27 protein-coding genes, 1 tRNA gene and 2 pseudogenes are annotated in these 25,727 nt (G+C 55.4%); 19 read left to right on the forward strand and 11 right to left on the reverse strand.

Annotation, left to right across the window (positions count from 1 at the left end; all coding sequences use genetic code 11):
- Nucleotides 1-4 precede the first annotated feature (4 nt).
- Nucleotides 5-136 (reverse strand): acid stress response protein YqgB, encoded by a 132-nt coding sequence (yqgB, locus tag HMPREF1024_RS30645; RefSeq protein WP_002916578.1) that lies wholly within the window; start codon nt 134-136, stop codon nt 5-7.
- Between the two features lie 701 nt (nt 137-837).
- On the opposite strand from yqgB, the gene metK reads away from it, so the two are divergent.
- The 8 genes and pseudogenes from metK (at nt 838) to ruvX (ending at nt 8,097) form a co-directional block, all read left to right on the forward strand.
- Complete coding sequence (gene metK / locus HMPREF1024_RS13270; RefSeq protein ID WP_004149807.1) at nt 838-1,992, forward strand: methionine adenosyltransferase; 1,155 nt, start codon at nt 838-840, stop codon at nt 1,990-1,992.
- Nucleotides 1,993-2,374: 382 nt separating this feature from the next.
- Nucleotides 2,375-3,769 (forward strand): annotated as a pseudogene (locus HMPREF1024_RS13265) (sugar porter family MFS transporter).
- 77 nt (nt 3,770-3,846) lie between these two features.
- Nucleotides 3,847-4,347: a SprT family zinc-dependent metalloprotease gene (locus HMPREF1024_RS13260; RefSeq protein ID WP_002916588.1), complete on the forward strand. Its 501-nt coding sequence runs from the start codon at nt 3,847-3,849 to the stop codon at nt 4,345-4,347.
- A 94-nt stretch (nt 4,348-4,441) separates the two neighbouring features.
- Nucleotides 4,442-5,149, forward strand: coding sequence for a deoxyribonuclease I (gene endA, locus HMPREF1024_RS13255; RefSeq protein ID WP_002916589.1), 708 nt, complete (start codon nt 4,442-4,444; stop codon nt 5,147-5,149).
- Nucleotides 5,150-5,240: 91 nt separating this feature from the next.
- Nucleotides 5,241-5,972 carry a 16S rRNA (uracil(1498)-N(3))-methyltransferase gene (rsmE, locus tag HMPREF1024_RS13250; protein ID WP_009308630.1) on the forward strand — a complete coding sequence of 244 codons (732 nt, stop codon included), beginning with the start codon at nt 5,241-5,243 and terminating at the stop codon, nt 5,970-5,972.
- A 20-nt stretch (nt 5,973-5,992) separates the two neighbouring features.
- Nucleotides 5,993-6,943, forward strand: a complete 951-nt coding sequence (gshB, locus tag HMPREF1024_RS13245; RefSeq protein ID WP_002916600.1) for a glutathione synthase — start codon at nt 5,993-5,995, stop codon at nt 6,941-6,943.
- 174 nt (nt 6,944-7,117) lie between these two features.
- Nucleotides 7,118-7,681 (forward strand): YqgE/AlgH family protein, encoded by a 564-nt coding sequence (locus HMPREF1024_RS13240; protein ID WP_002916603.1) that lies wholly within the window; start codon nt 7,118-7,120, stop codon nt 7,679-7,681.
- Nucleotides 7,681-8,097: a Holliday junction resolvase RuvX gene (gene ruvX, locus HMPREF1024_RS13235; RefSeq protein WP_002916605.1), complete on the forward strand. Its 417-nt coding sequence runs from the start codon at nt 7,681-7,683 to the stop codon at nt 8,095-8,097. The genes HMPREF1024_RS13240 and ruvX overlap by 1 nt, the downstream gene beginning before the upstream one ends.
- A gap of 52 nt (nt 8,098-8,149) precedes the next feature.
- Here ruvX and HMPREF1024_RS13230 read toward each other — a convergent pair whose 3' ends face one another.
- Both HMPREF1024_RS13230 and HMPREF1024_RS13225 read right to left on the reverse strand, forming a co-directional pair.
- Nucleotides 8,150-8,803, reverse strand: a complete 654-nt coding sequence (locus HMPREF1024_RS13230; RefSeq protein WP_009308631.1) for a LuxR C-terminal-related transcriptional regulator — start codon at nt 8,801-8,803, stop codon at nt 8,150-8,152.
- Between the two features lie 348 nt (nt 8,804-9,151).
- Nucleotides 9,152-10,132: a type IV pilus twitching motility protein PilT gene (locus tag HMPREF1024_RS13225; protein ID WP_004900568.1), complete on the reverse strand. Its 981-nt coding sequence runs from the start codon at nt 10,130-10,132 to the stop codon at nt 9,152-9,154.
- Nucleotides 10,133-10,148: 16 nt separating this feature from the next.
- Here HMPREF1024_RS13225 and HMPREF1024_RS13220 point away from each other — a divergent pair, with 16 nt between their 5' ends.
- From HMPREF1024_RS13220 to hemW, 5 genes are read left to right on the forward strand one after another with little or no spacing between them, the layout of a single operon-like run.
- Nucleotides 10,149-10,850 carry a YggS family pyridoxal phosphate-dependent enzyme gene (locus HMPREF1024_RS13220; RefSeq protein ID WP_004144780.1) on the forward strand — a complete coding sequence of 234 codons (702 nt, stop codon included), beginning with the start codon at nt 10,149-10,151 and terminating at the stop codon, nt 10,848-10,850.
- A 20-nt stretch (nt 10,851-10,870) separates the two neighbouring features.
- Complete coding sequence (locus HMPREF1024_RS13215) at nt 10,871-11,437, forward strand: YggT family protein (RefSeq protein ID WP_002916613.1); 567 nt, start codon at nt 10,871-10,873, stop codon at nt 11,435-11,437.
- Nucleotides 11,434-11,724 (forward strand): DUF167 family protein YggU, encoded by a 291-nt coding sequence (gene yggU / locus HMPREF1024_RS13210; RefSeq protein ID WP_002916614.1) that lies wholly within the window; start codon nt 11,434-11,436, stop codon nt 11,722-11,724. The genes HMPREF1024_RS13215 and yggU overlap by 4 nt, the downstream gene beginning before the upstream one ends.
- A gap of 12 nt (nt 11,725-11,736) precedes the next feature.
- Complete coding sequence (locus HMPREF1024_RS13205; protein ID WP_002916615.1) at nt 11,737-12,330, forward strand: XTP/dITP diphosphatase; 594 nt, start codon at nt 11,737-11,739, stop codon at nt 12,328-12,330.
- Nucleotides 12,323-13,459 carry a radical SAM family heme chaperone HemW gene (gene hemW / locus HMPREF1024_RS13200; protein ID WP_002916617.1) on the forward strand — a complete coding sequence of 379 codons (1,137 nt, stop codon included), beginning with the start codon at nt 12,323-12,325 and terminating at the stop codon, nt 13,457-13,459. Before HMPREF1024_RS13205 ends, hemW begins: the two co-directional genes overlap by 8 nt.
- 40 nt (nt 13,460-13,499) lie before the next feature.
- On the opposite strand, the gene HMPREF1024_RS13195 is transcribed toward hemW, so the two are convergent.
- From HMPREF1024_RS13195 to trmB, 3 genes are read right to left on the reverse strand one after another with little or no spacing between them, the layout of a single operon-like run.
- Nucleotides 13,500-14,219, reverse strand: a complete 720-nt coding sequence (locus tag HMPREF1024_RS13195) for a DUF2884 domain-containing protein (RefSeq protein WP_019704316.1) — start codon at nt 14,217-14,219, stop codon at nt 13,500-13,502.
- 50 nt (nt 14,220-14,269) lie between these two features.
- On the reverse strand, nt 14,270-14,596 hold the full coding sequence (locus tag HMPREF1024_RS13190; RefSeq protein WP_002916620.1) for a YggL family protein: 327 nt from the start codon (nt 14,594-14,596) through the stop codon (nt 14,270-14,272).
- Nucleotides 14,596-15,315: a tRNA (guanosine(46)-N7)-methyltransferase TrmB gene (trmB, locus tag HMPREF1024_RS13185; RefSeq protein WP_002916627.1), complete on the reverse strand. Its 720-nt coding sequence runs from the start codon at nt 15,313-15,315 to the stop codon at nt 14,596-14,598. The genes HMPREF1024_RS13190 and trmB overlap by 1 nt, the downstream gene beginning before the upstream one ends.
- A gap of 136 nt (nt 15,316-15,451) precedes the next feature.
- On the opposite strand from trmB, the gene mutY reads away from it, so the two are divergent.
- From mutY to HMPREF1024_RS13165, 4 genes are all read left to right on the forward strand, one after another.
- Entirely contained in the window at nt 15,452-16,510 is a 1,059-nt protein-coding gene (mutY, locus tag HMPREF1024_RS13180) for an A/G-specific adenine glycosylase (RefSeq protein WP_002916628.1), read from the forward strand.
- 28 nt (nt 16,511-16,538) lie between these two features.
- A complete protein-coding gene (locus HMPREF1024_RS13175; RefSeq protein WP_004105744.1) occupies nt 16,539-16,814 on the forward strand; it encodes an oxidative damage protection protein in 276 nt (91 codons plus the stop codon).
- A gap of 49 nt (nt 16,815-16,863) precedes the next feature.
- Nucleotides 16,864-17,946: a membrane-bound lytic murein transglycosylase MltC gene (gene mltC / locus HMPREF1024_RS13170; protein WP_002916629.1), complete on the forward strand. Its 1,083-nt coding sequence runs from the start codon at nt 16,864-16,866 to the stop codon at nt 17,944-17,946.
- A gap of 191 nt (nt 17,947-18,137) precedes the next feature.
- Nucleotides 18,138-19,391, forward strand: a complete 1,254-nt coding sequence (locus HMPREF1024_RS13165; protein WP_004144787.1) for a nucleoside permease — start codon at nt 18,138-18,140, stop codon at nt 19,389-19,391.
- 43 nt (nt 19,392-19,434) lie between these two features.
- Here the strand turns inward: HMPREF1024_RS13165 and HMPREF1024_RS13160 are convergent, their stop codons facing one another.
- The gene (locus HMPREF1024_RS13160) at nt 19,435-21,573 is read right to left on the reverse strand and encodes an ornithine decarboxylase (RefSeq protein WP_009308638.1); all 2,139 of its coding nucleotides are present in this window, start codon (nt 21,571-21,573) and stop codon (nt 19,435-19,437) included.
- Nucleotides 21,574-21,992: 419 nt separating this feature from the next.
- Here HMPREF1024_RS13160 and HMPREF1024_RS13155 point away from each other — a divergent pair, with 419 nt between their 5' ends.
- On the forward strand, nt 21,993-22,706 hold the full coding sequence (locus HMPREF1024_RS13155; protein ID WP_009308640.1) for a DUF554 domain-containing protein: 714 nt from the start codon (nt 21,993-21,995) through the stop codon (nt 22,704-22,706).
- 105 nt (nt 22,707-22,811) lie between these two features.
- Nucleotides 22,812-22,887 (forward strand) — tRNA-Phe (locus HMPREF1024_RS13150).
- Between the two features lie 333 nt (nt 22,888-23,220).
- On the opposite strand, the pseudogene HMPREF1024_RS13145 reads toward HMPREF1024_RS13150, so the two are convergent.
- The 4 genes and pseudogenes from HMPREF1024_RS13145 to HMPREF1024_RS13130 form a co-directional block, all read right to left on the reverse strand.
- A pseudogene (locus HMPREF1024_RS13145) lies at nt 23,221-23,437 on the reverse strand (transposase); the annotation flags it as partial.
- Between the two features lie 96 nt (nt 23,438-23,533).
- The gene (locus HMPREF1024_RS13140) at nt 23,534-24,127 is read right to left on the reverse strand and encodes a hypothetical protein (protein WP_004188553.1); all 594 of its coding nucleotides are present in this window, start codon (nt 24,125-24,127) and stop codon (nt 23,534-23,536) included.
- Nucleotides 24,128-24,830: 703 nt separating this feature from the next.
- Nucleotides 24,831-25,316 carry a GNAT family N-acetyltransferase gene (locus tag HMPREF1024_RS13135; RefSeq protein WP_009308645.1) on the reverse strand — a complete coding sequence of 162 codons (486 nt, stop codon included), beginning with the start codon at nt 25,314-25,316 and terminating at the stop codon, nt 24,831-24,833.
- Entirely contained in the window at nt 25,313-25,606 is a 294-nt protein-coding gene (locus HMPREF1024_RS13130; protein ID WP_004150912.1) for a DUF1778 domain-containing protein, read from the reverse strand. Before HMPREF1024_RS13130 ends, HMPREF1024_RS13135 begins: the two co-directional genes overlap by 4 nt.
- Between the last annotated feature and the right edge of the window lie 121 nt (nt 25,607-25,727).

The following is a 25,727-nucleotide window of genomic DNA, read 5'->3' on the forward strand; positions in this document are numbered from 1 at the left end:
AACCTCAATTTTTAATAATAAGTGTAAGACAGTTAACTACTATCGCAGTCCAAAGATGCGATAACAACCCATGAACAGTCCTAAAGCCCAGCACTATCTGCTGGTTTTGCGACTGCGCGACCGGTTTCTTATTCATATCATCGTAAAACACGTAGCCGAACAGAGTATGACAGTCCGGAGAAACCACGAGAAAACTCTTGCCAGGCAAGAGCGCCCTTGTTCAGTTTTCTGACGGCCGACCGGCCCTGGAATCCTGAGAAGCGCCGAGATGGGGTGAACATCGGCTGGTTTGCATGAGAGAGATGCAGGTTGCGGAGTGCTGACGCGCGACAGAACGACGCGACGAATCAAACGAAAAACATTGGTTCATTATCTGGTATCACCTCCACACCGCCCTGCGACAGGGTCGGCGACAAGCCAAAGCTATACATACCGGGCAACAGGCGCTACGCCGCTGCGAGATTCTGTAAATACAGACTGCTTAACCCGGCTGGAAGTGGCACCACAGGGCCATGCCCCGTGCGCTTTTTTAATGAGCCGCGCGCGGCGTTTTATACCGAGAAGCGGGGTAAAAAGCAAAATAAAAATGTGCCTGTTTGCGCGGTTGTCAGGAAATTTTGCCAGGCGGGTTTTCCCATAAATGCGACCGCCATCAAAAAAGGCTGGAAATGGGCTCAAGATTTGACCTAAAATGGCCGTCCAGAAGTTAATCCGTCTATACTGATTAACACTCAGACTGCTCGTGTCGCTACCTGCGCGGCTTTGCGCTGATTATCCACCAAAGCCACATTACACAACAGTATGAGCTATCCGAATCGTCCACAGGTGAAATAAAATATGGCAAAACACCTTTTTACGTCTGAGTCCGTATCAGAAGGGCATCCTGACAAAATTGCTGACCAAATCTCCGATGCCGTGCTGGATGCGATCCTCGAGCAGGATCCGAAAGCGCGTGTCGCATGTGAAACCTATGTCAAAACCGGCATGGTGCTGGTAGGCGGCGAAATCACCACCAGCGCATGGGTTGATATCGAAGAGATCACCCGCAACACCGTCCGCGAAATTGGCTACGTGCATTCCGATATGGGCTTTGACGCCAACTCGTGCGCCGTACTGAGCGCCATTGGCAAACAGTCTCCGGACATTAACCAGGGCGTTGACCGTGCCGATCCGCTGGAACAGGGCGCCGGCGACCAGGGGCTGATGTTTGGCTACGCCACTAACGAAACCGACGTGCTGATGCCGGCGCCGGTGACTTACGCTCACCGTCTGGTGCAGCGTCAGGCTGAAGTGCGTAAAAACGGCACCCTGCCGTGGCTGCGCCCGGATGCGAAAAGCCAGGTGACCTTCCAGTATGACGACGGCAAAATCGTCGGCATCGACGCGGTCGTTCTGTCGACTCAGCACGCGGAAGATATCGATCAGAAATCCCTGCAGGAAGCAGTGATGGAAGAGATCATCAAGCCGATTCTGCCGACCGAATGGCTCAACGCGTCCACCAAATTCTTCATCAACCCGACCGGCCGTTTCGTTATTGGCGGCCCGATGGGCGACTGCGGTCTGACCGGTCGTAAGATCATCGTTGATACCTACGGCGGCATGGCTCGCCACGGCGGCGGCGCGTTCTCCGGTAAAGATCCGTCTAAAGTTGACCGTTCCGCAGCCTACGCGGCGCGCTATGTGGCGAAGAACATCGTTGCCGCAGGCCTGGCCGATCGTTGCGAAATTCAGGTTTCCTACGCTATCGGCGTTGCAGAACCGACGTCCATCATGGTGGAAACCTTTGGCACCGAGAAAGTGCCTTCTGAACAGCTGACCCTGCTGGTGCGCGAGTTCTTCGACCTGCGTCCATACGGTCTGATTCAGATGCTGGATCTGCTGCACCCGATCTACAAAGAAACCGCAGCCTACGGTCACTTTGGTCGCGAACATTTCCCATGGGAAAAAACCGATAAAGCGGCGCTCCTGCGGGAAGCGGCCGGTCTGAAATAATCTCCGCGCTTCCTCTCTTCAAGGCCAGCCTCGCGCTGGCCTTTTTATTTACGCCTCACCCCCTTTCTGCGCCCCATTTCAACGCGCGGCCGCCACAAAATGAAAGCGATTACATAGTAAAGACTGTCACCTTCTGCCCAAAGACGCTATCTCCTGTACCCATTTTTCACAATGTTACATATTGTTTCGGTCAACTCTGATTACCGTTTTTCAAAATGTCGTCTATCCTTGTTTATATTGCTGATTTAAAAAGCATTTAATGAATTACGTTTCTTTACCTTTGTGGAAACGATTACACAGCCGTGATTATAGTCACGTTTTTTTACCGACGAGTGTCCTACCCTAACCATCGACAGAATCAATAACTCAACTGGAGGGCGTTATGCCTGACAACAAAAAACAAGGGCGTTCGAACAAGACTATGACGTTCTTCGTCTGTTTCCTCGCCGCGCTGGCTGGCCTGCTGTTCGGCCTTGATATCGGTGTTATTGCGGGTGCCTTACCCTTTATTGCCAATGAGTTCCAGATTTCCGCCCACACCCAGGAGTGAGTGGTCAGCTCCATGATGTTCGGGGCTGCCGTCGGCGCGGTCGGCAGCGGCTGGCTCTCTTTCAAACTGGGCCGGAAAAAGAGCCTGATGATCGGCGCCATCCTCTTCGTCGCCGGTTCGCTGTTCTCTGCCGCCGCGCCAAACGTCGAGATCCTGCTGGTTTCCCGTGTGCTGCTCGGCCTGGCGGTGGGCGTCGCCTCATATACGGCTCCGCTGTATCTGTCGGAAATCGCCCCAGAAAAAATTCGCGGCAGTATGATTTCCATGTACCAGCTGATGATCACCATCGGGATCCTTGGCGCCTATCTCTCTGACACCGCTTTCAGCTACAGCGGCGCATGGCGCTGGATGCTCGGGGTTATCATCATTCCGGCGGTATTGCTGCTGATCGGTGTTATCTTCCTGCCGGACAGCCCGCGCTGGTTCGCCGCCAAACGTCGCTTTGTCGATGCGGAACGCGTGCTGCTGCGCCTGCGCGATACCAGCGCCGAAGCGAAACGCGAGCTCGATGAAATCCGTGAAAGCCTGAAGGTAAAACAGTCCGGCTGGTCGCTGTTTAAAGACAACAGCAACTTCCGCCGCGCGGTGTTCCTCGGCATCCTGCTGCAGGTGATGCAACAGTTCACCGGGATGAACGTCATCATGTACTACGCGCCGAAGATCTTTGAGCTGGCGGGTTATGCCAACACCACTGAGCAAATGTGGGGGACAGTGATCGTCGGTCTGACTAACGTGCTGGCCACCTTTATCGCCATCGGTCTGGTCGACCGCTGGGGCCGTAAACCGACGCTGATCCTTGGCTTTATCGTGATGGCCGCGGGTATGGGCGTCCTGGGTACCATGATGCACATCGGCATTCACTCCTCTACCGCCCAGTACATCGCCGTCCTGATGCTGCTGATGTTCATCGTCGGTTTCGCCATGAGCGCCGGCCCGCTGATTTGGGTACTGTGCTCCGAAATCCAGCCGCTGAAAGGCCGCGACTTCGGTATCACCTGCTCCACAGCGACCAACTGGATTGCCAACATGATTGTCGGCGCCACCTTCCTGACCATGCTCAACTCGCTGGGCAGCGCCAATACCTTCTGGGTGTACGGCGGTCTGAACGTGCTGTTTATCCTGCTGACGCTGTGGCTGATCCCGGAAACCAAAAACGTCTCGCTGGAACATATTGAACGTAACCTGATGCAGGGTCGTCCACTGCGCGAGATCGGTGCCCGCGATTAACCTTCCTGAGCTTCCTCCCATCCCGGGAGGAAGCTTCCTCTTGCTCTCCCCCCTCCGCCGCACTATCCTCTGGCGCTATGAAAACGCCCCGTATTCCCATCGCTATTCAGCAGGCCGTCATGCGCAGCCTGCGGGAGCATCTCGCCAATGCGAATCGCAAGCTGGAACGCCGCTATGCGGAACCGACGCTGGTCTACCAGCAGCGTGGTACTTCCGCCGGCACCGCCTGGCTGGAGAAAAACGAAATTCGTTTAAACCCGGTGCTGCTGCTGGAAAATCAGCGGGAGTTTATCGATGAAGTGGTGCCGCATGAGCTGGCGCACCTGCTGGTCTGGCAGCATTTCGGCCGCGTCGCGCCGCACGGGAAAGAGTGGAAATGGATGATGGAGAGCGTCCTTGGCGTTCCCGCGCGTCGCACCCACCGCTTTGAACTCGCTTCGGTCCGCCAGAACACCTTCCCCTATCGCTGTCGCTGTCAGCAGCACCAGCTCACCGTCCGTCGCCATAACCGGGTGGTTCGCGGCGAGGCCACCTACCGCTGCGTTCGCTGCGGCGATCTGCTGGTGGCTGAAAAATAACCATCGGAATTAATTAGAAACTTTCTGATCTGACTGATTGCATCCGGCACCCTCATTCGCTACGTTGCGGGCTCGTTTTGACACGGAGTTAACGATGTCCCGTATGCATGTTTTAGCCGTAGCGGTATTGAGCGCGGCAGTCAGTGGTCCGCTTGCGGCCGCTGGTATTAATAGTTTTTCCCAGGCCAAAGCCGCTGGCGTCAAAGTGAATGCCGACGTTCCGGGCGATTTTTATTGCGGCTGTAAAATCGACTGGCAGGGGAAAAAAGGCGTTATCGATTTGGAATCCTGCGGCTATAAAGTGCGTAAAAATGAGAACCGCGCCAGCCGGGTTGAATGGGAGCACGTAGTGCCGGCATGGCAGTTCGGCCATCAGCGTCAGTGCTGGCAGGAGGGTGGACGTAAAAACTGCGCCAAAGATCCGGAATACCGCAAGATGGAAAGCGATATGCACAACCTGCAGCCGGCGGTGGGAGAAGTGAATGGCGATCGCGGCAACTTTATGTACAGCCAGTGGAACGGCGGTGAAGGCCAGTACGGCCAGTGCACCATGAAGGTCGATTTTAAAGATAAAATTGCCGAGCCCCCTGCCCGCGCTCGCGGCGCCATCGCCCGCACCTACTTCTATATGCGCGACCGCTATCAGCTGAATCTTTCCCGCCAGCAAACTCAGCTGTTTACCGCCTGGAATAAACAGTACCCGGTCACCGCCTGGGAATGTGAACGTGATGAGCGCATCGCGAAAGTGCAGGGCAACCATAATCCGTATGTCCAGCAGGCTTGCCAGGCGCAAAAGAGCTAACCTACACTAGCGGCAATTGTTAATTTGCAGCCCTGTGCTTCCCGCCCGATGGCGGGAAGCTGGCATCTGCGCAACGAACGGAATATCAAGCATGCGCATTCCTCGCATCCATCATCCAGAACGCCTCATTGTCGGCAGCCAGTTCGCGCTGAGCGATGACGCGGCCAACCACGTCGGCCGCGTCCTGCGCATGACCACCGGTCAGCACCTACAGCTTTTTGACGGCAGTAACCAGGTGTTTGACGCGGTCATCACCGAGGCCGGTAAGAAATACGTTACGGTTGAGGTGCTCAGTGGCGAACCAGACGATCGGGAATCGCCGCTGCATATCCATTTAGGCCAGGTGATGTCCCGCGGCGAAAAAATGGAATTCACCATCCAGAAATCGATCGAACTCGGGGTAAGCCTCATAACGCCACTGTTTTCCGAGCGCTGCGGCGTTAAACTGGATGCCGAACGTTTGCAGAAAAAGATCCAGCAGTGGCAGAAAATCGCTATTGCCGCCTGCGAACAGAGCGGTCGTAACGTGATACCGGAAATACGTCCGGCGATGCAGCTGGAGGCGTGGTGCGCCGAGCAGGACAGCGGGCTGAAGCTCAACTTGCACCCGCGCGCCAGCGCCAGCATTAACACGCTGCCGCTGCCGGTTGAACGCGTCCGTCTGCTGATTGGCCCGGAAGGCGGGCTGTCGGCTGAAGAGATAGCGATGACCGCGCAATACCAGTTTACTGATATCCTGTTGGGACCGCGCGTTCTGCGTACAGAGACTACTGCGCTCACCGCCATCACCGCCCTACAGGTGCGTTTTGGCGACTTAGGTTGAGGCGTTAACGGAGAAGAACCATGATCAAGCTCGGCATCGTGATGGATCCCATCGCAACCATCAACATCAAGAAAGACACCAGCTTCGCTATGTTGCTGGAGGCGCAGCGTCGCGGCTATGAACTCCATTATATGGAGATGAACGACCTTTATTTGATCAACGGCGAAGCCCGCGCCCGGACGCGCACGCTGAGCGTCGAACAGAACTACGATAAATGGTATGACTTCACCGGCGAGCAGGATCTGCCGCTGGCGGACCTTGACGTCATCCTGATGCGTAAGGATCCGCCGTTTGATACCGAATTTATTTATGCCACCTACATCCTGGAGCGGGCGGAAGAGAAAGGCACGCTTATCGTCAACAAGCCGCAGAGTCTGCGCGACTGTAACGAGAAGCTGTTCACCGCCTGGTTCTCTGAACTGACTCCGGAAACGTTGGTCACCCGCAATAAAGCCCAGCTGAAAGCCTTCTGGGAAAAGCACGGCGATATCATCATGAAACCGCTCGACGGCATGGGCGGCGCCTCTATTTTCCGTGTTAAAGCCGGCGATCCAAACCTTGGGGTGATTGCCGAGACGCTGACCGAACTGGGCAGCCGCTACTGCATGGCGCAGAACTATCTGCCGGCCATTAAAGATGGCGACAAGCGCGTGTTGGTAGTGGATGGAGAGCCCGTGCCTTACTGCCTGGCGCGAATTCCGCAGGGTGGCGAGACCCGCGGCAATCTGGCCGCCGGCGGCCGCGGCGAAGCCCGCCCGTTGACCGAAAGCGACTGGGAAATCGCCCGCCGCGTCGGCCCGACGCTGAAGGCCAAAGGCCTTATCTTCGTCGGCCTGGATATCATCGGCGACCGTCTGACGGAAATTAACGTCACCAGCCCCACCTGCGTACGCGAAATCGAAGCCGCCTTCCCGGATATTTCGATCACCGGTATGCTGATGGACGCTATCGAAAGACGTATCGATAAATAAGCACGACGGCGGACCAACGTCCGCTTTTGGCGCAGCGAGCGCGGATTACCGCGCTCGTGAAACGTTGCCAGCCTGACGCCACTCGGGCGCCAGCCAGATAAAGTGCATCGACACCATTCTACTTTGCCCGCATACTGGGTGTTGCTTTTTTGAACCAGGAACGAACCTCTGACAATGAATTTACAGCATCACTTTCTGATTGCCATGCCCGCGCTTCAGGACCCCATTTTCCGCCGCTCGGTAGTCTATATCTGCGAGTACAACGACGAGGGTGCCATGGGCATTATTATCAATAAGCCGCTGGAAAATCTGCAGGTGGAAGGGATCCTTGAGAAGCTCAAAATTGTCCCGGAGCCGCGCAATCCAGAGATCCGTCTGGATAAACCGGTGATGCTGGGAGGCCCGCTGGCGGAAGACCGCGGCTTCATTTTGCATACCCCGCCCTCTGACTTTTCCTCGAGCATTCGCATCTCGGATAACACGGTGATTACCACCTCGCGGGATGTTCTTGAAACCTTAGGAACCGATCGGCAGCCGGGCAACGTGCTGGTTGCGTTGGGCTACTCTTCGTGGGAGAAAGGGCAGCTGGAGCAGGAGATTTTAGACAATGCCTGGCTCACCGCCCCGGCGGATCAGAATATTCTTTTCCGTACGCCGATCGCCGATCGCTGGCGCGAGGCGGCTAAACTGATTGGTATCGACATTGTGACGATGCCAGGCGTCGCGGGGCATGCGTGATGAGCGGAACCTTTCTCGGCTTTGACTTTGGCACCAAAAGCATCGGCGTGGCGGTGGGACAACGCATCACCGCGACCGCACGACCATTACCGGCGCTGAAGGCGCAGGACGGTAAACCGGACTGGAACGTCATCGAAAAACTGCTTAAAGAGTGGCAGCCTGAGGCGGTAATCGTCGGCCTGCCGCTCAATATGGACGGCACCGAGCAACCGCTGACGGCGCGCGCGCGTAATTTCGCCAATAAAATTCATGGCCGTTTTGGCGTCGCGATCCTTCTCCACGATGAACGACTGAGTACGGTTGAGGCCCGCGCGGGCCTGTTTGAACACGGCGGCTACCGGGCGCTGAATAAAGGCAGCGTCGATTCGGCCTCTGCCGTAGTCATACTGGAAAGCTACTTCGAGCAGAGCTTTTAAACTCTGCCCTCCTGCGCCGCCGGCGGACCGCTGACGGCGCACGTTTACCCGCTTAGTGGCGCAGATGTTCGTTAGCCCAGCTCACCGCCTGGGTGCGATTTTTCACGCTCAGTTTACGAAACACATTGTACAGGTGCGTCCGCACCGTGTTCTCGCTGATAAACAGCGCGCGGGCGATATCCAGGTTCGTCGCGCCGCAGCGCAGTTCGTTGAGGATCTCGCATTCCCGCTCGGTCAGCGGCGAGTTCTCTACTGGAGTCGATGCATGGTCCGCAGCGTACATCGCCGGGTGCATCACGCTCAATTCAGCCGTCTGCTCGCCGTTCAGCACGGCCTTAATGCCCTCAATTAAGCGCGATTCATCATCGTCATGACGGAACACGCCATATAAAGCCGGCCACTGCGCCATTTCGTATAGCTCATACTTTTGTGCGCTATTAATAATCAACAAACGAGGATTATCTGCCTGCAGGCGAATAATATCCCGCCACACCCCGTTTAATTTCTTATTTGACACTGCAATATCAAATAATATTACAGAATCTTTTGCCAAACGCTGCGCCAGCGGTTTATTAATATTTTGTAAAACCACCGGTGCCATCAGGGTTTCGCTCAGATAGCTGGCAAAGGCTTTGCTTTGAATAGACGGGTGGGTAATAAAGGTTACCTGACGAGAAGATGATGAATTTCCATTTAAATTAATCACTTAAAACTCTCCTTAGCTGTTACCCACCGCCATGGTGGTTAAATGAATAAAAAAAGATACAAACAGTCGTGAATTTATAAATCACCAAGGTAATTTACAAACTGAAACGCTATTCCATGAGAATCATCCTATTCCCACAAACAGCATAAATCGAATGACTCAAAGCTGTCAAAAGATAATCAAACTTTTTTCCTGGAAATGCGTATTCACTGTCGACATATCTAATCTGAATGTGTTATTTGAATTTATAATCAAAAGTTATTTGTATTACCAAATAATATTAATAAACAACAAATAAACATTCATCTAACATATCATTTAACCTGTCATATCAATCTCTTTCTCATCTTATAGCGCGCCTGCAGCGACACGTTGCTGAAAACTCTGGGTAAAGGTCAACATTCCGGCCTGCATCCCGGTCTGCATCACACCAGGCAATTGATGTACTTTTCCTTCACGGATCAAATTCGCCACCGCTGGCGTGTTGACCAGAAGCTCGTATAGCGCAACTCTCCCGCCCTGACGTGCAGGTAACAATTTTTGCGCCAGCACCGCGCACAGGCTTCCGGCAAGCTGGCTACGAACCTGATCTTTCTCCTCCGCCGGAAAGACATCGATTAATCTCTCCACCGCCGGCGCCGCGCCGCGGGTATGTAATGTCGCCATTACCAGGTGCCCGGTCTCCGCCGCGGTTAACGCCAGGCGAATGGTTTCGCTATCGCGTAGCTCCCCGAGCAGGATCACATCCGGATCCTGGCGCAGCGCCACGCGGAGCGCCGCGGCGAACGAAGGACAGTGACGGCCAACTTCCCGCTGCTGGATCAGACAACGCTCGCTGTGATGAATAAATTCCACCGGATCTTCAAGCGTCAGAATATGGCCATCAAGATGCTGATTGAGGTGCCCCACCATTGCCGCCAGGGTGGTCGACTTGCCGCTGCCCGTCGCTCCGGTGACCAACAGCAAACCACTCTCTTCCGCCAGCAGTTCGCTCAGCGCAGGCGGGGCGCCGAGCGTGTCCAGACGCGGGCACTGTTCAGGAAGGAGGCGCAGCACCAGCGATATCCCACGCGTATGGGCGAAGGCGCTGGCGCGCAGCCGCGCACCGCAGGCCAGGGTCAGCGCAAAGTCAATCTGGCCGTGTTCCTGCCAGTGCAGTAACTGTGCGGCATCGAGCCAGTCGTTGAGTAAATTCGCAATATCCGGCGCGGGAAAGGGCGCGGGCTGCAGCCTGCCCTGCCGCCGCCAGCGTGGTGCGGCGGAATTGCACAGGTGTAGATCGGAGACATTATGCTTTACACTAAGGGCTACGATTTCTTCCAGCTTCATAACTCATCCTCGGAATATGAACGATATTGCGCATAACCTGGCACAGGTCCGGGACAAAATCTCCGGTGCTGCCGCCCGATGCGGGCGTGCGCCAGAAGAAGTGACATTGCTTGCAGTGAGTAAAACGAAACCTGCGAGCGCGATCGAAGAAGCCATTGCGGCAGGCCAGCGGGCATTTGGTGAAAACTACGTCCAGGAGGGCGTGGAGAAGATTAACCATTTCCAGCAGGCTGGCGTCAGCGGGCTGCAGTGGCACTTTATTGGCCCCCTGCAGTCCAACAAAAGCCGGTTGGTGGCAGAGCATTTTGACTGGTGCCACACCGTCGATCGGCTGAAAATCGCCACCCGCCTGAACGAGCAACGCCCGGCGCATTTGCCGCCGCTGAAGGTGCTGATTCAAATTAACATCAGCGATGAGCAGAGCAAATCCGGCATCCCGCTGGAAGCGCTCGACGGCTTAGCGGCGGAGATCGCTGAGTTACCTCATCTGGAACTGCGCGGCCTGATGGCCATTCCCGCGCCTGAGTCAGAATATGTAAGGCAGTTTGCCGTCGCCCGGCAAATGGCGGTAGCATTTGCGCGATTAAAAACGCGGTACCCCACGGTCGATACGTTGTCTCTGGGAATGTCGGACGATATGGAAGCCGCAATCGCGGCGGGAAGCACGATGGTGCGCATCGGTACTGCCATTTTTGGTGCGCGCGACTACAGCAAATAATAAGGAATCTGAGGAACGCCATGAAGACGTTGACTTTCCTGCTTTCAACGGTCATTGAGCTTTACACGATGGTCGTGTTGTTACGCGTCTGGATGCAGTGGGCGCGCTGCGACTTTTACAACCCGTTTTCGCAGTTTGTGGTGAAAGCCACGCAGCCGATTGTCGGACCGCTGCGCCGGATTATCCCGGCAATGGGGCCGATTGACAGCGCCTCGCTGCTGGTGGCATTTATTCTCTGCGTCATCAAAGCGATCGTGCTGTTTATGGTGATCACCTTCCAGCCGATCATCTGGATCTCCGCTCTGCTTATTCTGCTGAAAACCATCGGCTCGTTGATCTTCTGGGTACTGCTGTTGATGGCGATCATGAGCTGGGTCAGTCAGGGCCGTAGCCCGGTGGAGTATGTGCTGATGCAGCTGGCGGACCCGCTGCTGCGCCCTATCCGCAACCTGCTGCCGTCGATGGGCGGTATCGATTTCTCGCCGATGGTGCTGGTATTGCTGTTGTACGTAATCAATATGGGCATCGCCGAAGTGCTGCAGGCCACCGGTAATGTACTGCTGCCGGGGCTGTGGATGGCGCTATGAGTGCCGTTGAAACCTGCGCTGACGGGCTGGTGCTGAGGCTGTACATTCAGCCTAAGGCCAGCCGCGATAGCATCGTGGGCGTACATGGCGACGAGCTTAAAGTCGCCATTACCGCCCCACCCGTTGATGGCCAGGCCAATGCCCACCTGGTGAAATTTCTCGCCAAACAGTTCCGCGTCGCCAAAAGCCAGGTACTGATTGAAAAAGGCGAGCTGGGCCGCCATAAGCAAGTTAAAATCATCGCCCCACAACAGATCCCGACTGCGGTCGCGGCGCTAACTGAATAAACAGGATTCATCATGCAAAAAGTCGTCCTCGCTACCGGCAATGCCGGCAAAGTGCGCGAACTGGCCTCGCTGCTGGAAGATTTTGGTCTCGATATCGTCGCTCAGACCGAGCTGGGCGTGGACTCTGCGGAAGAGACCGGCCTGACCTTCATTGAAAACGCGATTCTGAAAGCGCGCCACGCGGCGCAGATCACCGGCCTGCCGGCCATCGCCGACGATTCCGGTCTGGCCGTCGATGCTCTTGGCGGCGCGCCGGGTATTTACTCCGCACGCTATTCCGGCGTCGATGCCAGCGACCAGCAGAATCTTGAGAAGCTGCTCGACGCGTTAAAGGACGTGCCGGACGACCAGCGTCAGGCCCAGTTCCACTGCGTGCTGGTCTATCTGCGCCATGCCGAGGATCCCACGCCGCTGGTGTGCCACGGCAGCTGGCCTGGGGTAATCACCCGACAAGCCGCCGGTCATGGCGGCTTCGGTTACGACCCGATCTTCTTCGTCCCGTCAGAAGGGAAAACCGCGGCCGAACTGAGCCGTGAAGAAAAGAGCGCCATTTCCCATCGCGGGCAGGCGCTGAAACTGTTACTGGAAGCATTACGTAATGGCTAATTTGCCGCCGCTGAGTCTCTATATCCATATTCCCTGGTGCGTGCAGAAATGCCCGTACTGTGATTTTAATTCGCATGCGCTGAAAGGCGAGGTGCCGCATGATGACTACGTCCAGCATCTGCTGAACGATCTGCAGGCTGATGCGCAATATGCCCAGGGACGGGAAATAGGCACTATTTTTATCGGCGGCGGAACGCCGAGCCTGCTGTCCGGCCCGGCCATGCAAACCCTGCTCGATGGCGTCCGCGCCTGCCTGCCGCTGGCCGCCGGGGCGGAAATCACCATGGAAGCCAACCCGGGTACCGTGGAGGCCGATCGCTTCGTTGATTATCAGCGCGCCGGGGTGAACCGCATCTCCATCGGCGTACAAAGCTTTAGCGAACCGAAGCTGCAGCGCCTGGGGCGGATCCACGGCCCGGAGGAGGCCAAGCGCGCAGCACGTCTCGCCAGCGGCCTCGGCTTGCGCAGCTTCAACCTCGACCTGATGCACGGTCTGCCGGACCAGTCGCTGGAGGAGGCGCTGGACGATCTGCGTCAGGCGATTGCCCTCAACCCGCCGCACCTGTCGTGGTACCAGCTGACCATTGAGCCGAACACCTTGTTCGGCTCCCGGCCGCCGGTGCTGCCGGATGACGACGCGCTATGGGATATTTTCGAGCAGGGGCATCAGCTGCTGAGCGCCGCCGGCTATCAGCAGTACGAGACGTCCGCCTATGCTAAGCCAGGCTTCCAGTGTCAGCATAATCTCAACTACTGGCGCTTTGGCGACTACCTCGGCATCGGCTGCGGCGCGCACGGCAAGATCACCTTCCCTGACGGACGCATTCTGCGGACCGCCAAAACACGCCACCCGCGCGGGTATATGGAAGGCCGTTACCTGGAGCGCCAGCATGATGTGGAAGAAGCGGATAAACCGTTTGAGTTCTTTATGAACCGTTTTCGCCTGCTGGAGGCCGCGCCGCGCGCTGAATTTAGCCGCTATACCGGACTTGAGGAAGCGGCGATCCGCCCGCAGCTGGACGCGGCGATAGCCCAGGGCTACCTGCAGGAAGACGAGCAGAACTGGCAGATTACCGAGCACGGTAAGCTGTTCCTGAATTCCCTGCTTGAGTTGTTTCTGAACGAGTAAACGCAGCGGCGGTCCTGCCGGGAAGCGGACCGCCATGGCATTATTTCAGCGAGCCAACCAGCGCTTTGCGGCTGTCCTCCAGCGATACCACCCGGCTGCAGACGTCCTTACCAAACTGCTGGAAATCGGCCTCCTGGTTTTTCCATTCCTCCTGAATCGCCGTTTGCAGGCCGCCGAGGCTGCCGAGAATGCCCTGTAGCGGATTACCGCCGCCTTTGAGCACCGCTTTCGCCCCCATCTCGTTAATGCTGTCCTGCAGAATGCCGCCCATCGCCTGATTCACCAGCTGCTGGCCATCGGCGCGTACCTGGTCGATAGCTTTATAGTGGAAAGTCAGGCCATCGCTGCGACGTTCGATAATGCGGTTCATCTGTTCTTTCAGCTGCGCGTCCAGTTTGGTCAGGCGACCGTGCATGCTGCTGTTGGCGCCAACCTGTTCGGTAATGATTTTATCCAGCGCCTTGCGGCTTTTTTCGACTCGCGAACGCGCGCCTTCGTCAATCCACGGCAGGCTGCTGCGCAGGCTGGCCTGATAATCCTGCGCCTGTTCGCGCTGGGCGGCGCTGAGCGCATAGGCCTTGCCGTTAAAGGTCAGATTGCCGTCCGGCTTTATCACCAGATCGCCGTTTTCCCCTTTCACCTGCACCTGCTGCGGGCTGAGGATCACATCGTCACGCGGCGTGACGCTACACTGGTAGTCCGCATGGGCAGACAAAGCGGTGATGGAGAGCGCCACCGCCAGCAGCGTTTTACGCATCATAAAACTCCCTTAAGACAAAACGGGCCGGCAATTGCCGACCCTTGTCAAACTTAGTCCCACCAGACGTCAAAAAGTTCGCTGGTGCGCACATCCTCTAACTTACGCGCTTCCAGCCATTTGCGTACGATAGCCTGATGCTCTTCAGTGCACTTACCAATCTCCTGCATGCAGATGAGCCCTTCCCAGGAGAGATAACCGCTGCCGTCGAAGGCCAGCTTGTTCGGCTCTATCACCTCTTCGATCAGATCGTTGACCGTCTGGTCGATCTGCTCTTCGCTGGTCCCTTCCGGGAAACGCCAGGCGACGGAGAAGCCTAACTCCTGAAACTCATCGATATGCATTTTTTTACGCAGACGACGGCTACGATTCTTGGCCATTATTTCACCCTCTCGAACATTAAGTCCCATACGCCGTGGCCGAGACGATGGCCACGCTGTTCAAATTTGGTTACCGGGCGCGATTCCGGGCGCGGTACGTAATCGTTGCTTGCCGACTGGTTACGATAGCCTTCCAGCGAGGACATGACTTCCAGCATATGCACGGCATAAGCTTCCCAGTCGGTCGCCATATGGAAGACGCCGCCGAGCTTCAGCTTGCTTTTCACCAGCTCAGCGAAAGGCGGCTGCACGATACGACGTTTATTATGACGCGCTTTATGCCACGGATCAGGGAAAAACAGTTGCACCATATTCAGCGAGTTATCCGGGATCATGGTATGTAGCACTTCCACTGCATCGTGACACATTACGCGCAGGTTTTGTACGCCTTCTTCTTCCGCAGAAGCCAGACAAGCGCCAACGCCCGGGGAGTGTACTTCAATGCCGAGGAAATTCTGTTCCGGTTTGGCTTTCGCCATCGCCACCAGCGAGGCGCCCATCCCGAAGCCAATTTCTAAGGTGACCGGCGCGTCACGGCCAAACAGGGCGGCGAAATCGAGCGGCGCATCGTTGAATTCAACGCCCATCACCGGCCAAATGTTATCCAGCGCATGCTGCTGCCCTTTCGTCAGGCGGCCCTGGCGACGGACGAAGCTACGAATACGGCGCAGCGGGCGACCGTTTTCATCGAATTCCGGAGAGATGACGTCGTTTTTCATAAAAGTTTGGTCTGCTTGTGAATGTGTTCGGAAAACGGGCATTATCCAAAGTTACCCGGCGGATGCAAGGGTTTACAGCCACTCGCCCTTATGCTGCAATCTGCCCCCCTGTAATCGCGATCCCGGAGCCGTAGCTTTGACTTTTCTCGCCACGCAATTTTCAGCCCAGGTTCTGGACTGGTACGACAAATACGGGCGTAAAACCCTGCCCTGGCAAATCGCCAAGACGCCCTACAAAGTATGGCTCTCCGAAGTGATGTTGCAACAAACCCAGGTGACCACGGTAATCCCCTATTTTGAACGCTTTATGGCGCGTTTCCCCACGGTGGTTGATTTAGCCAACGCGCCGCTGGATGAGGTGCTGCATCTGTGGACCGGTCTGGGCTACTACGCGCGGGCGCGCAACTTACATAAAGCCGCACAGCAAGTCGCCACACTGCACGGCGGGGAATTCCCCCGGACCTTTGACGAAGTGGCGGCGCTGCCCGGCGTCGGGCGCTCAACGGCGGGGGCGATTTTATCCCTTTCGCTCGGTCAGCATTATCCGATTCTCGACGGCAACGTGAAGCGCGTGCTCGCCCGCTGCTATGCTGTCAGCGGCTGGCCGGGGAAAAAAGAGGTGGAAAAACGGCTATGGGACATCAGCGAAGAGGTCACCCCGGCAGAGGGCGTCGAGCGCTTCAACCAGGCGATGATGGATCTCGGGGCAATGGTTTGTACCCGCTCGAAGCCGAAGTGCGAGCTGTGTCCGCTGAGCAATGGCTGCGTGGCCTACGCGAACCATTCATGGGCGGAATATCCGGGCAAAAAACCGAAGCAGACCCTCCCGGAACGCACCGGCTACTTCCTGCTGATGCAGCACGGCGACGAGGTGTTTCTTTCCCAGCGTCCGCCGGTGGGTCTGTGGGGCGGGTTGTTCTGTTTTCCGCAGTTTGCAGACGAAGCGGAGCTACGCGAGTGGCTGGCGCAGCGCCAGATTAAGGCCGATAATCTGACGCAATTAACCGCTTTTCGCCACACTTTCAGCCATTTCCACCTGGATATTGTGCCGATGTGGCTTACAGTGCACTCATCTGGCGCATGCATGGATGAAGGCAACGCACTCTGGTATAACTTAGCGCAGCCGCCGTCGGTCGGTCTGGCGGCCCCCGTGGAGCGCTTGTTGCAACAGCTAAAAGCCGGAGCGCCGGTATAAATTTTTCGGCTATCAAAGAGGATTAATTATGAGCAGAACCATTTTTTGTACCTTCCTGCAGCGTGAAGCGGACGGCCAGGATTTCCAGCTGTATCCGGGCGAGCTCGGAAAGCGTATTTACAACGAAATCTCCAAAGAAGCCTGGGCGCAGTGGCAGCACAAGCAGACCATGCTGATCAACGAGAAAAAGCTCAGCATGATGAACCCGGAGCACCGCAAACTGCTTGAGCAGGAGATGGTGCAGTTCCTGTTTGAAGGGAAAGACGTGCACATCGAAGGCTACACGCCGCCGGAAAAACAGTAAGGGCCCTGCGGCCTTTAAAAAAACAAACACAACACGCACGCCCGGAATGATGAAAAAATACTTAGCGCTCGCGCTGATTGCGCCGTTGCTCGTTTCGTGTTCCAGCTCCAATAAAAAAGGCGCCGAATACAACGAGGCCTGGGTCAAGGACACGAACGGATTCGATATTTTGATGGGCCAGTTCGCCCACAACATCGAGAACATTTGGGGGTACAACGAAGTCCTGCTCGCCGGGCCAAAGGACTACGTCAAGTACACCGACCAGTATCAAACCCGCAGCCACATCAACTTCGATGAAGGGACGATCACCGTCGAGACCATTGCCGGCACCGACCCTCGCGGACGACTGCGACAGGCTATCGTCAAAACCCTGTTGATGGGCGATGACCCCAACTCCATTGACCTCTATTCCGATGTCGATGACATCCAGATCTCCAAAGAGCCGTTCCTCTATGGCCAGGTGGTGGATAACACCGGGGCGTCGATTCGCTGGGAGTGGCGCGCCGCGCGCTTTGCCGACTATCTGCTGCAAACCCGTCTGAAGAGCCGCAACAACGGCCTGCGCGTGGTCTACAGCATCACCATTAACCTGGTGCCGAACCACCTCGACAAACGTGCGCATAAATACCTCGGCATGGTGCGTCAGGCCTCGCGTAAGTATGGGGTTGATGAGTCGCTGATCCTCGCGATTATGCAGACCGAATCCTCCTTTAACCCCTATGCGGTCAGCCATGCCGACGCCATGGGGCTGATGCAGGTGGTCCAGCACAGCGCCGGCAGAGACGTCTTCCGCTCCCAGGGTAAATCCGGCCTGCCAAGCCGCAGCTATCTGTTTGACCCGGCGAATAACATCGACACCGGTACCGCCTACCTGGCGATGCTGAACAATGTTTACCTCGCCGGCATCGATAACCCCACCTCGCGTCGCTACGCGGTGATCACTGCCTATAACGGCGGCGCCGGCAGCGTACTGCGGGTCTTCTCCAGCGATAAAGTGCAGGCGGCCAATATTATCAACAGCATGGCGCCAGGGGACGTCTACCAGACGCTGACCACCCGCCATCCGTCGGCGGAATCGCGCCGTTATCTGTACAAAGTTAATACGGCGCAGAAAAGCTACCGCCGTAAATAGCCCTCCTCCCGACTCCGGCCTCAGCCCCGCGCTGAGGCCGCGCTTATTCTCCGCCATACTCTGTAATATCTTTCGGTTTTCTGCGGCAGTTAACAGAAGCATTAAGCTAGTGAATGATAGAATCGCATCAAAATAACGGGATTAATGTTATTTTAAAAACATAACAAGCCCACATTCGTGAGGATAACTACATGAATCTTAAGCTGCAGCTCAAAATACTGTCGTTCCTGCAGTTCTGCCTTTGGGGGAGCTGGCTCACCACGCTTGGCTCGTACATGTTTGTCACGCTGAAGTTTGACGGCGCGGCAATCGGCGCAGTGTATAGCTCGCTCGGTATCGCCGCGGTGTTGATGCCGACGCTGCTCGGCATCGTCGCCGATAAGTGGATCAGCGCCAAATGGGTATACGCCATCTGCCACCTGGTCGGCGCGTTAACGCTGTACCTCGCGGCGCAGGTCACCACGCCGGGCGAGATGTTCCTCGTGATCCTGCTTAACTCGCTGGCCTATATGCCGACGCTTGGCTTGATCAATACCATCTCCTACTACCGCCTGCAGTCGGCGGGGCTGGATATTGTCACCGATTTCCCGCCAATTCGTATCTGGGGCACCATCGGCTTTATCCTCGCCATGTGGGGCGTGAGCTTCTCCGGCTTTGAACTGAGCCATATGCAGCTGTACATTGGCGCGACGCTGTCGGTCCTGCTGACTCTGTTCACCCTGACGCTGCCGCATATTCCGGTCGCCAACGCCCAGCGCAATCAAAGCTGGACGGAGATGCTCGGCCTGAACGCTTTTGCGCTGTTTAAAAACAAGCGTATGGCTATCTTCTTTATCTTCTCGATGATGCTCGGCGCCGAGCTGCAAATCACTAACATGTTCGGTAACACCTTCCTGCACAGCTTCGATAAAGATCCGCTGTTTGCCGGCAGCTTTATCGTCGAGCACGCGTCAGTGCTGATGTCGATTTCGCAGATTTCCGAAACGCTGTTTATCCTGACCATCCCATTCTTCCTTAGCCGCTACGGCATTAAGAACGTGATGCTTATCAGTATTGTGGCGTGGATGCTGCGCTTCGGCCTGTTCGCCTTTGGCGACCCGACGCCGTTCGGCACTGTACTGCTGGTGCTGTCGATGATCGTCTACGGCTGCGCCTTCGACTTCTTTAACATCTCCGGTTCGGTGTTCGTTGAGAAAGAGGTGCGCCCGGAAATCCGCGCCAGCGCTCAGGGGATGTTCCTGATGATGACCAACGGCTTCGGCTGTATTCTCGGCGGGATGGTGAGCGGCAAAGTCGTCGAACACTTTACCGTCGAGGGGATCACTGACTGGCAGAGCGTGTGGCTGATTTTCGCCGGCTATTCGCTGGTGCTGGCCTTTGCCTTCGTGGCGCTGTTCAAATACAAACACGTCAGACAACCGACCGCCGCCCAGCAGAGCGTGTGATCGGCAAAAGTAAAACGCCCCGCCTGTTCGGCGGGGCGTTTTTTTATCCCTTCAGCACGTAGCCATACAGCCGCTTAATGCCGTCCGGATCCGTCTCGCTGTAAACCCCCTGCAGCTCCGGCGAGAAGCCAGGCAGCATATTGACCCCCTCCTCCAGCGCGAGGAAATAGCGCAGCACGGCGCCGCCCCAGACCTCGCCGGGCACCACGCACAGCACGCCCGGCGGATACGGCAGCGCCCCCTCCGCCGCGACGCGGCCTTCCGCCTCGCTCAGACGCACCAGCTCAACGTTGCCGCGAATAAACTCGTGGTTGGCATCCTGGGGATTCATCACCACCCTTGGGAAGCTCCGTTTACGGAACATCTCTTTTTGCAGGCTCTTCACGTCAAAGCTAACGTACAGATCGTGCATCTCCTGGCACAGCTCGCGCAGGGTATAGTCGCGATAACGCACCGGATATTTGTTATAGATGGTCGGCAACACATCGGCCAGCGGCGTATCCGCTTCAATATGCTGTTCAAACTGCCCCAGCATCGCCACCAGCTGCGCCATTTTTTCGGCGCTCTCCGCCGGCGTCAGCAGGAACAGAATCGAGTTGAGATCGCACTTCTCCGGCACGATGCCGTTTTCACGCAGATAATGCGCCAGAATGGTTGCCGGGATGCCAAACTCACTGTACTCCCCACTTTCAGCGTCAATGCCCGGGGTGGTCAGCAACAGTTTGCACGGGTCGACAAAATACTGGTCGTCCGCGTAGCCTTCAAAACCATGCCAGCGCGCGTCGGGTTCGAAGCTGAAGAAGCGGCGCTCCCGGGCGATCGCCTCGGTCGGGTGATCCTGCCATGGACGCCCCGCCACCACTGGCGGAATAAAGGGCTGGATCATCTTGCAGTTGGCGATGATCGCTTTGCGCGCCTCAATGCCCAGCGCCACACACTCGGCCCACAGGCGGCGGCCGCTCTCACCTTCATGAATTTTGGCGTTGACGTCCAGTGCGGCGAACAGCGGATAGAACGGGCTGGTGGAGGCATGCAGCATAAAGGCGTTATTCAGCCGCTTGTGCGGACAGAAACGCGCCTGGCCGCGCAGATGGTTATCCTTTTTATGGATCTGCGACGTCTGTGAGAAGCCGGCCTGCTGCTTGTGCACGGACTGGGTGACAAAAATACCCGGATCGTCGGGGGTCAGCTCCAGCAGCAGCGGCGAGCAGTCGGCCATCATTGGGATAAACTGCTCATAGCCCACCCACGCCGAGTCGAACAGGATGTAATCGCAGAGGTGGCCGATCTTATCCACCACCTGGCGGGCGTTATAGACCGTGCCGTCGTAGGTCCCCAGCTGGATCACCGCCAGACGAAACGGGCGGGAGGCATTGGCTTTCTCAGGCGCCGCTTCGCGGATGAGATCCCGCAGGTAATGCTCATCAAAGCAGCGCTCGTCAATGCCGCCGATAAAGCCGAACGGATTGCGCGCGGCTTCCAGGTAAACAGGCGTCGCCCCCGCCTGGATCAGCGCCCCGTGATGGTTTGACTTGTGGTTGTTGCGATCGAACAGCACCAGATCGCCGCGGGTCAACAGCGCGTTGGTCACGACTTTGTTGGCCGCCGAGGTGCCGTTGAGGACGAAGTAGGTTTTATCCGCGTTGAACACCTTCGCAGCGAACTTCTGCGCGTGCTTGGCCGATCCTTCGTGGATCAGCAGATCGCCTAATTTCACATCGGCGTTGCACATGTCGGCGCGAAAGACATTTTCGCCAAAAAAGTCATAGAACTGACGGCCTGCAGGGTGCTTTTTGAAAAACGCCCCGTGCTGATGCCCCGGACAGGCAAAGGTGCTGTTATCCATCTCGACGTACTGGGTCAGGGTATTGAAAAACGGCGGCAGCAGACGCGCTTCATAATCACAGGCCGCCGCCTCCAGCTCCAGCCACTCCTGATCTTTACCGGCGATCACCGCCTGCACCCCCTCCGGCTTGTCGACCGCCGTCTCACTCAGCAGGTAGACCGGCAGGTTAAATCCGCTACGCCTGAGGAGAGTAAGGATGCCGCTGCGACTGTCGGCCGCGGAGATGACGACTGCCGCCACATCGGTAAAATCGGTACTGTCCAGCGCCACAACGCGACGGTGGGTGGACAAGCGGGTGACCAGCTCGCAGCTGGCGGCAATGTGCATGGATTTCATAAGCGCAAATGCCCGTATCGGGAGTGTAAAAACCTCAGACAAGGGAGACCTTGCCCAACGATGTGTCCGGGTCTGACGGATTCAGCTCCAACCGCCGGACATCAGTAAAAGCAGACGCGTCCGATCTTACTGTTGCCCTACAGTGAGCATACGTGTCCTTCACCGCATGGTGAACAGAGGGGTAAGCGTAGCAAGATGAGGCAGCCCGCGCATCTGGGCGCGGCGTCGCTGGCGAGATAATGGCTGTGTCGTCATCGGCGGCCTCATATCAGGGAGGAGAAAATTCGCGCAATCATGGCACCTTTCCCGAACAGGCGCAAGATGAAAACCGTATGCACTTATATCACGGATACACAAGCTTTCCCGGTAAGTTAACGCCATAATAATGCGGTTATCAGGGATTTTTAACAGGAGTCAGCGTGGTTACAGGACCTTTTATTAACGCCAGCGCGGTGCTGGTCGGCGGTGTGCTGGGCGCCTTACTCAGCCAACGGTTGCCGGAACGGATCCGCACCGCAATGACCTCTATTTTTGGCCTGGCGTCATTGGGCATCGGCATTTTACTGGTCATTAAGTACGCCAATCTGCCGGTGATGGTGCTGTCGACCCTGGTGGGGACGCTGCTCGGCGAAATATGCAATATGGAAAAAGGCATCAATACGCTGGTCAGTAAACTCCAGCAGTTGATGTCAGCGAAAGGCAAGAAAAAGGCTTCGGCTCATGAGTCTTATATTCAGAGCTATGTGGCGATTATCGTCCTGTTCTGCGCCAGCGGCACCGGCGTCTTCGGCGCCATGCGCGAAGGGATGACCGGCGACGCCAGCATTCTGATTGCCAAAGCGTTTCTCGACTTTTTCACCGCCACCATCTTCGCCTGCACCCTGGGCATTGCCGTCGCCGCCATCAGCGTACCGATGCTGCTTATCCAGCTGACTCTTGCAGCCTGCGCGGCGATCATTATGCCGCTTACCACGCCGATGATGCTGGCGGATTTCAGCGCCGTCGGCGGCATGCTGCTGGTGGCCACCGGGCTGCGCATCTGCGGGATAAAAATGTTTGCCGTAGTGAATATGCTGCCTGCGCTGGTGCTGGCGATGCCGATTTCCGCGGCCTGGACGCTGTTTTTTGCCTGAAGACGCGTGCTTTTAGCGCAATATGGTGATAGATTGTTCAGTCTGCTGCAAAACAGATAAATTTCATTGACGAGGCGCGGCGATTACGGTTTAATGCGCCCCGTTGCCCGGATAGCTCAGTCGGTAGAGCAGGGGATTGAAAATCCCCGTGTCCTTGGTTCGATTCCGAGTCCGGGCACCACTATTTAAAGAACCCGCCCAAAAGGCGGGTTTTTGCTTTTCTGTAGCCGGACTCTCCATCGAACTGCGTTCGATTATTCGCCGCACAGCGGCTCACCCCTTCGGGGCCAGCGCGACACGCGCGCTGTTCAACGCCTGCGGCGTTAGTCCGAGTCCGGGCACCAAATTCATAGCAACGGACCTCCACGGAGGTCCGTTTTTGCATTCCAAGCCCGCAGAAATCAACATCTCTTCAATCCCTTAACTCCACCCAACTCAATCAACTTCAACCCGCATCATGTCCATTGCGAGGGTACAACTGAGGGTGAGCTGACTCCGCCCCGGTAGGTCTTATAGCCACAAGCTTTTTCAGCCGCTGATTTTCATCCTCCAGTTGCCGCAGACGACGCAATTCAAGTTCAGTTACGCCCAGAGCAGCGAATTTCTCTTCTAATTATAAAAATGGCTTCAGAAATGCCCATCTTTCGGCAGACTTCCCCGACACAGATGCCGGTTTCGGCCTGCTTCAGTGCAAATGCAATCTGTTCTTCGGTATAACGGGTCTTTTTCATGGCGATATGCCTCTCTGTGAGATGGAAGAAAAACCGTAGACTTCAGTTTATCCTGTCACTCTTTTCTGGGAGGAGATCAACTTAAAAGCCTCGTGATTAACGTCCTGGCTTCAGATAAGGGGTGAACATCCCCTGGAAATCAGATTTTAATTCTGGGGTGATAAGAACATCTCCTGTAACTTTTCTAGATTCTTCTACACCTACCATTTGGGAGCAACCGTCCATTGCATTAAATGATCGTAAATTTTTATAAGTTGTTTCACTACACCATGCTTCATCCACTGATTTTACAATGTTTATATATAAAAATTTTAACTGTGGCTCATTGTCACATTTATCACATCTAAAAAAAGGATACCAATAACTTCTCCCTATACCTATTAAGGTATAGCCTTTCATATATGGTATGTATGCCTTTAATATTCTATTACGAAAATCAGCATGCTGAATATCAACAAAAAAAATATCACCTTTATTTTTATAAGAAATTGTATAGTTTGTTTTTCCTGGAATATAGCCATTGCCATACGCCATTTCATTTGCCAGTCTGAAATCCATGACTATATACCCATAGCCGGGCATCTGTTTAGCGTCTTGATAATCAATAGTTTTATCAAAACTTCCCGAACAAGAAACCATAAACAATGACAGAATAATACAAACTGACAACCTTGCGAGAATTGAAGGCATCTAAATTTCCCTTTAGTAATATTAGCTTCCTGTTAGCAATTATCATCCTTCGCGTTCAACATAGCAACAAATTATTACTTAGAACATGCAGGTTTATTCATCCCCTCCCCGTTTTGTCGTTTCCGGAACACAGCGTTCATAGCGGCGATAAAATGTGATTTGCACGGCGTCGTCAATTCATTTTAATTTTATGGCTTGTCGTGACTAACTGGGCTGTTTTCACCTGTGCGGTGAATTTTGCAGGCAACCTTATCTAGTTCGCCATCGGCGACCTTTAAGCTTCCATATGCTAATTGGTGACCTGGAGCGGTAAAGGACCGCTTGACGACGCCGTAACATCGGACGATATACAATACATCCTGTGAGTCCATATAGAACATCCTTTGTCGGATTTTCCCAGCTACAGCGGGGAGCTTATTACTTAGATCTGCATCCACGTCTATTCGCGTTCAAAGAGCTTGATAGCCAGTCACGGTACGACAAATCTGCATTACTTGGTTCAGACTGTTATGCATAAATTTGACATACAGTTGGAAGCCTTCTGACCGTCAGTTGGGACCATAGTCACAGACTAAATAGTACTAAAATGAGCAGATGGGACCGTGGTCCCAGGTTGATAATCTGACCGACGATACATGTGGGACTGAATCGCTACGGGTTTAACAAACACTTCAGATTCCCTTGTAATTATAAATAATACCCATCAGGCATTAACCAAATCCCTCAACGTCACCATCAACATCATCGGATCCATCGGCGACGGCTCAAACCCCACCCGCAGGTAAAAATCCCGTGCTTCATCCGACAGGGCGTGAACCAGCATCCCGCGAATGCCGATAGTCTCCGCCACCTGAATCACACGCAGCCCGGCATCACGTACCAGGGCCCGCCCGACACCTTTCCCATGTAGTGATTTATCCACCGCCAGACGACCCAGTACCACAACCGGGATCGGGTCAGGCATATTGCGGCGAAAACGACCCGGCGCAGTATTTGTCGTCACAGCGCTGGAAGCCAGTGAGTAGTAAGCCATCACCTTCGCGTCGTCGCAGCAGACAAAGGTGCGGGATGCGCCAGTAACCTGATTTTTCATCGCCCGCTGTTTCAGCCAGTGATCCATGGAATCTATACCGCAGCAAAACGGGGTAAGAATATGCCCGGCATGAAGCGGTTCTGGTGCCGAGATCATTCTTCCTGTTCCCACGGCGCAGGGGTCTGCATAGTTTTACGCAGTGCGGCATTAGGTGCAGGAGCCTGATCCAGACGAGCGAGAAATTCCTGATAAGCCTGCGGATCGGCCATAATGATGCGTTGCTCAATCAGCGCTTCCTCAGCGGCAGCGCGGGCGGCCTCCAGCACAAAGTCTGTGCGGTTTTTCCCTCTGGCTTTCGCCGCCCGATCAATAAGATCGCGTTCGGCAGGTTTAATGCGCAGATTTAACGTTTCGCGTTTTATGGACATGCTGTTTGCGGCTGGCATCGTCTTGTCCTCTTGTGTTTCTGTGGATATTAAGTATACAACACGCGTAACGCAGATGTCATTACGATAAATTTATAAGGAATCGAATCGGAGTATCGAACCGGACATGCCTTTAAATATT

It is taken from the genome of Klebsiella sp. 4_1_44FAA, from assembly GCF_000238715.1.
Lineage (GTDB): Bacteria > Pseudomonadota > Gammaproteobacteria > Enterobacterales > Enterobacteriaceae > Klebsiella > Klebsiella pneumoniae.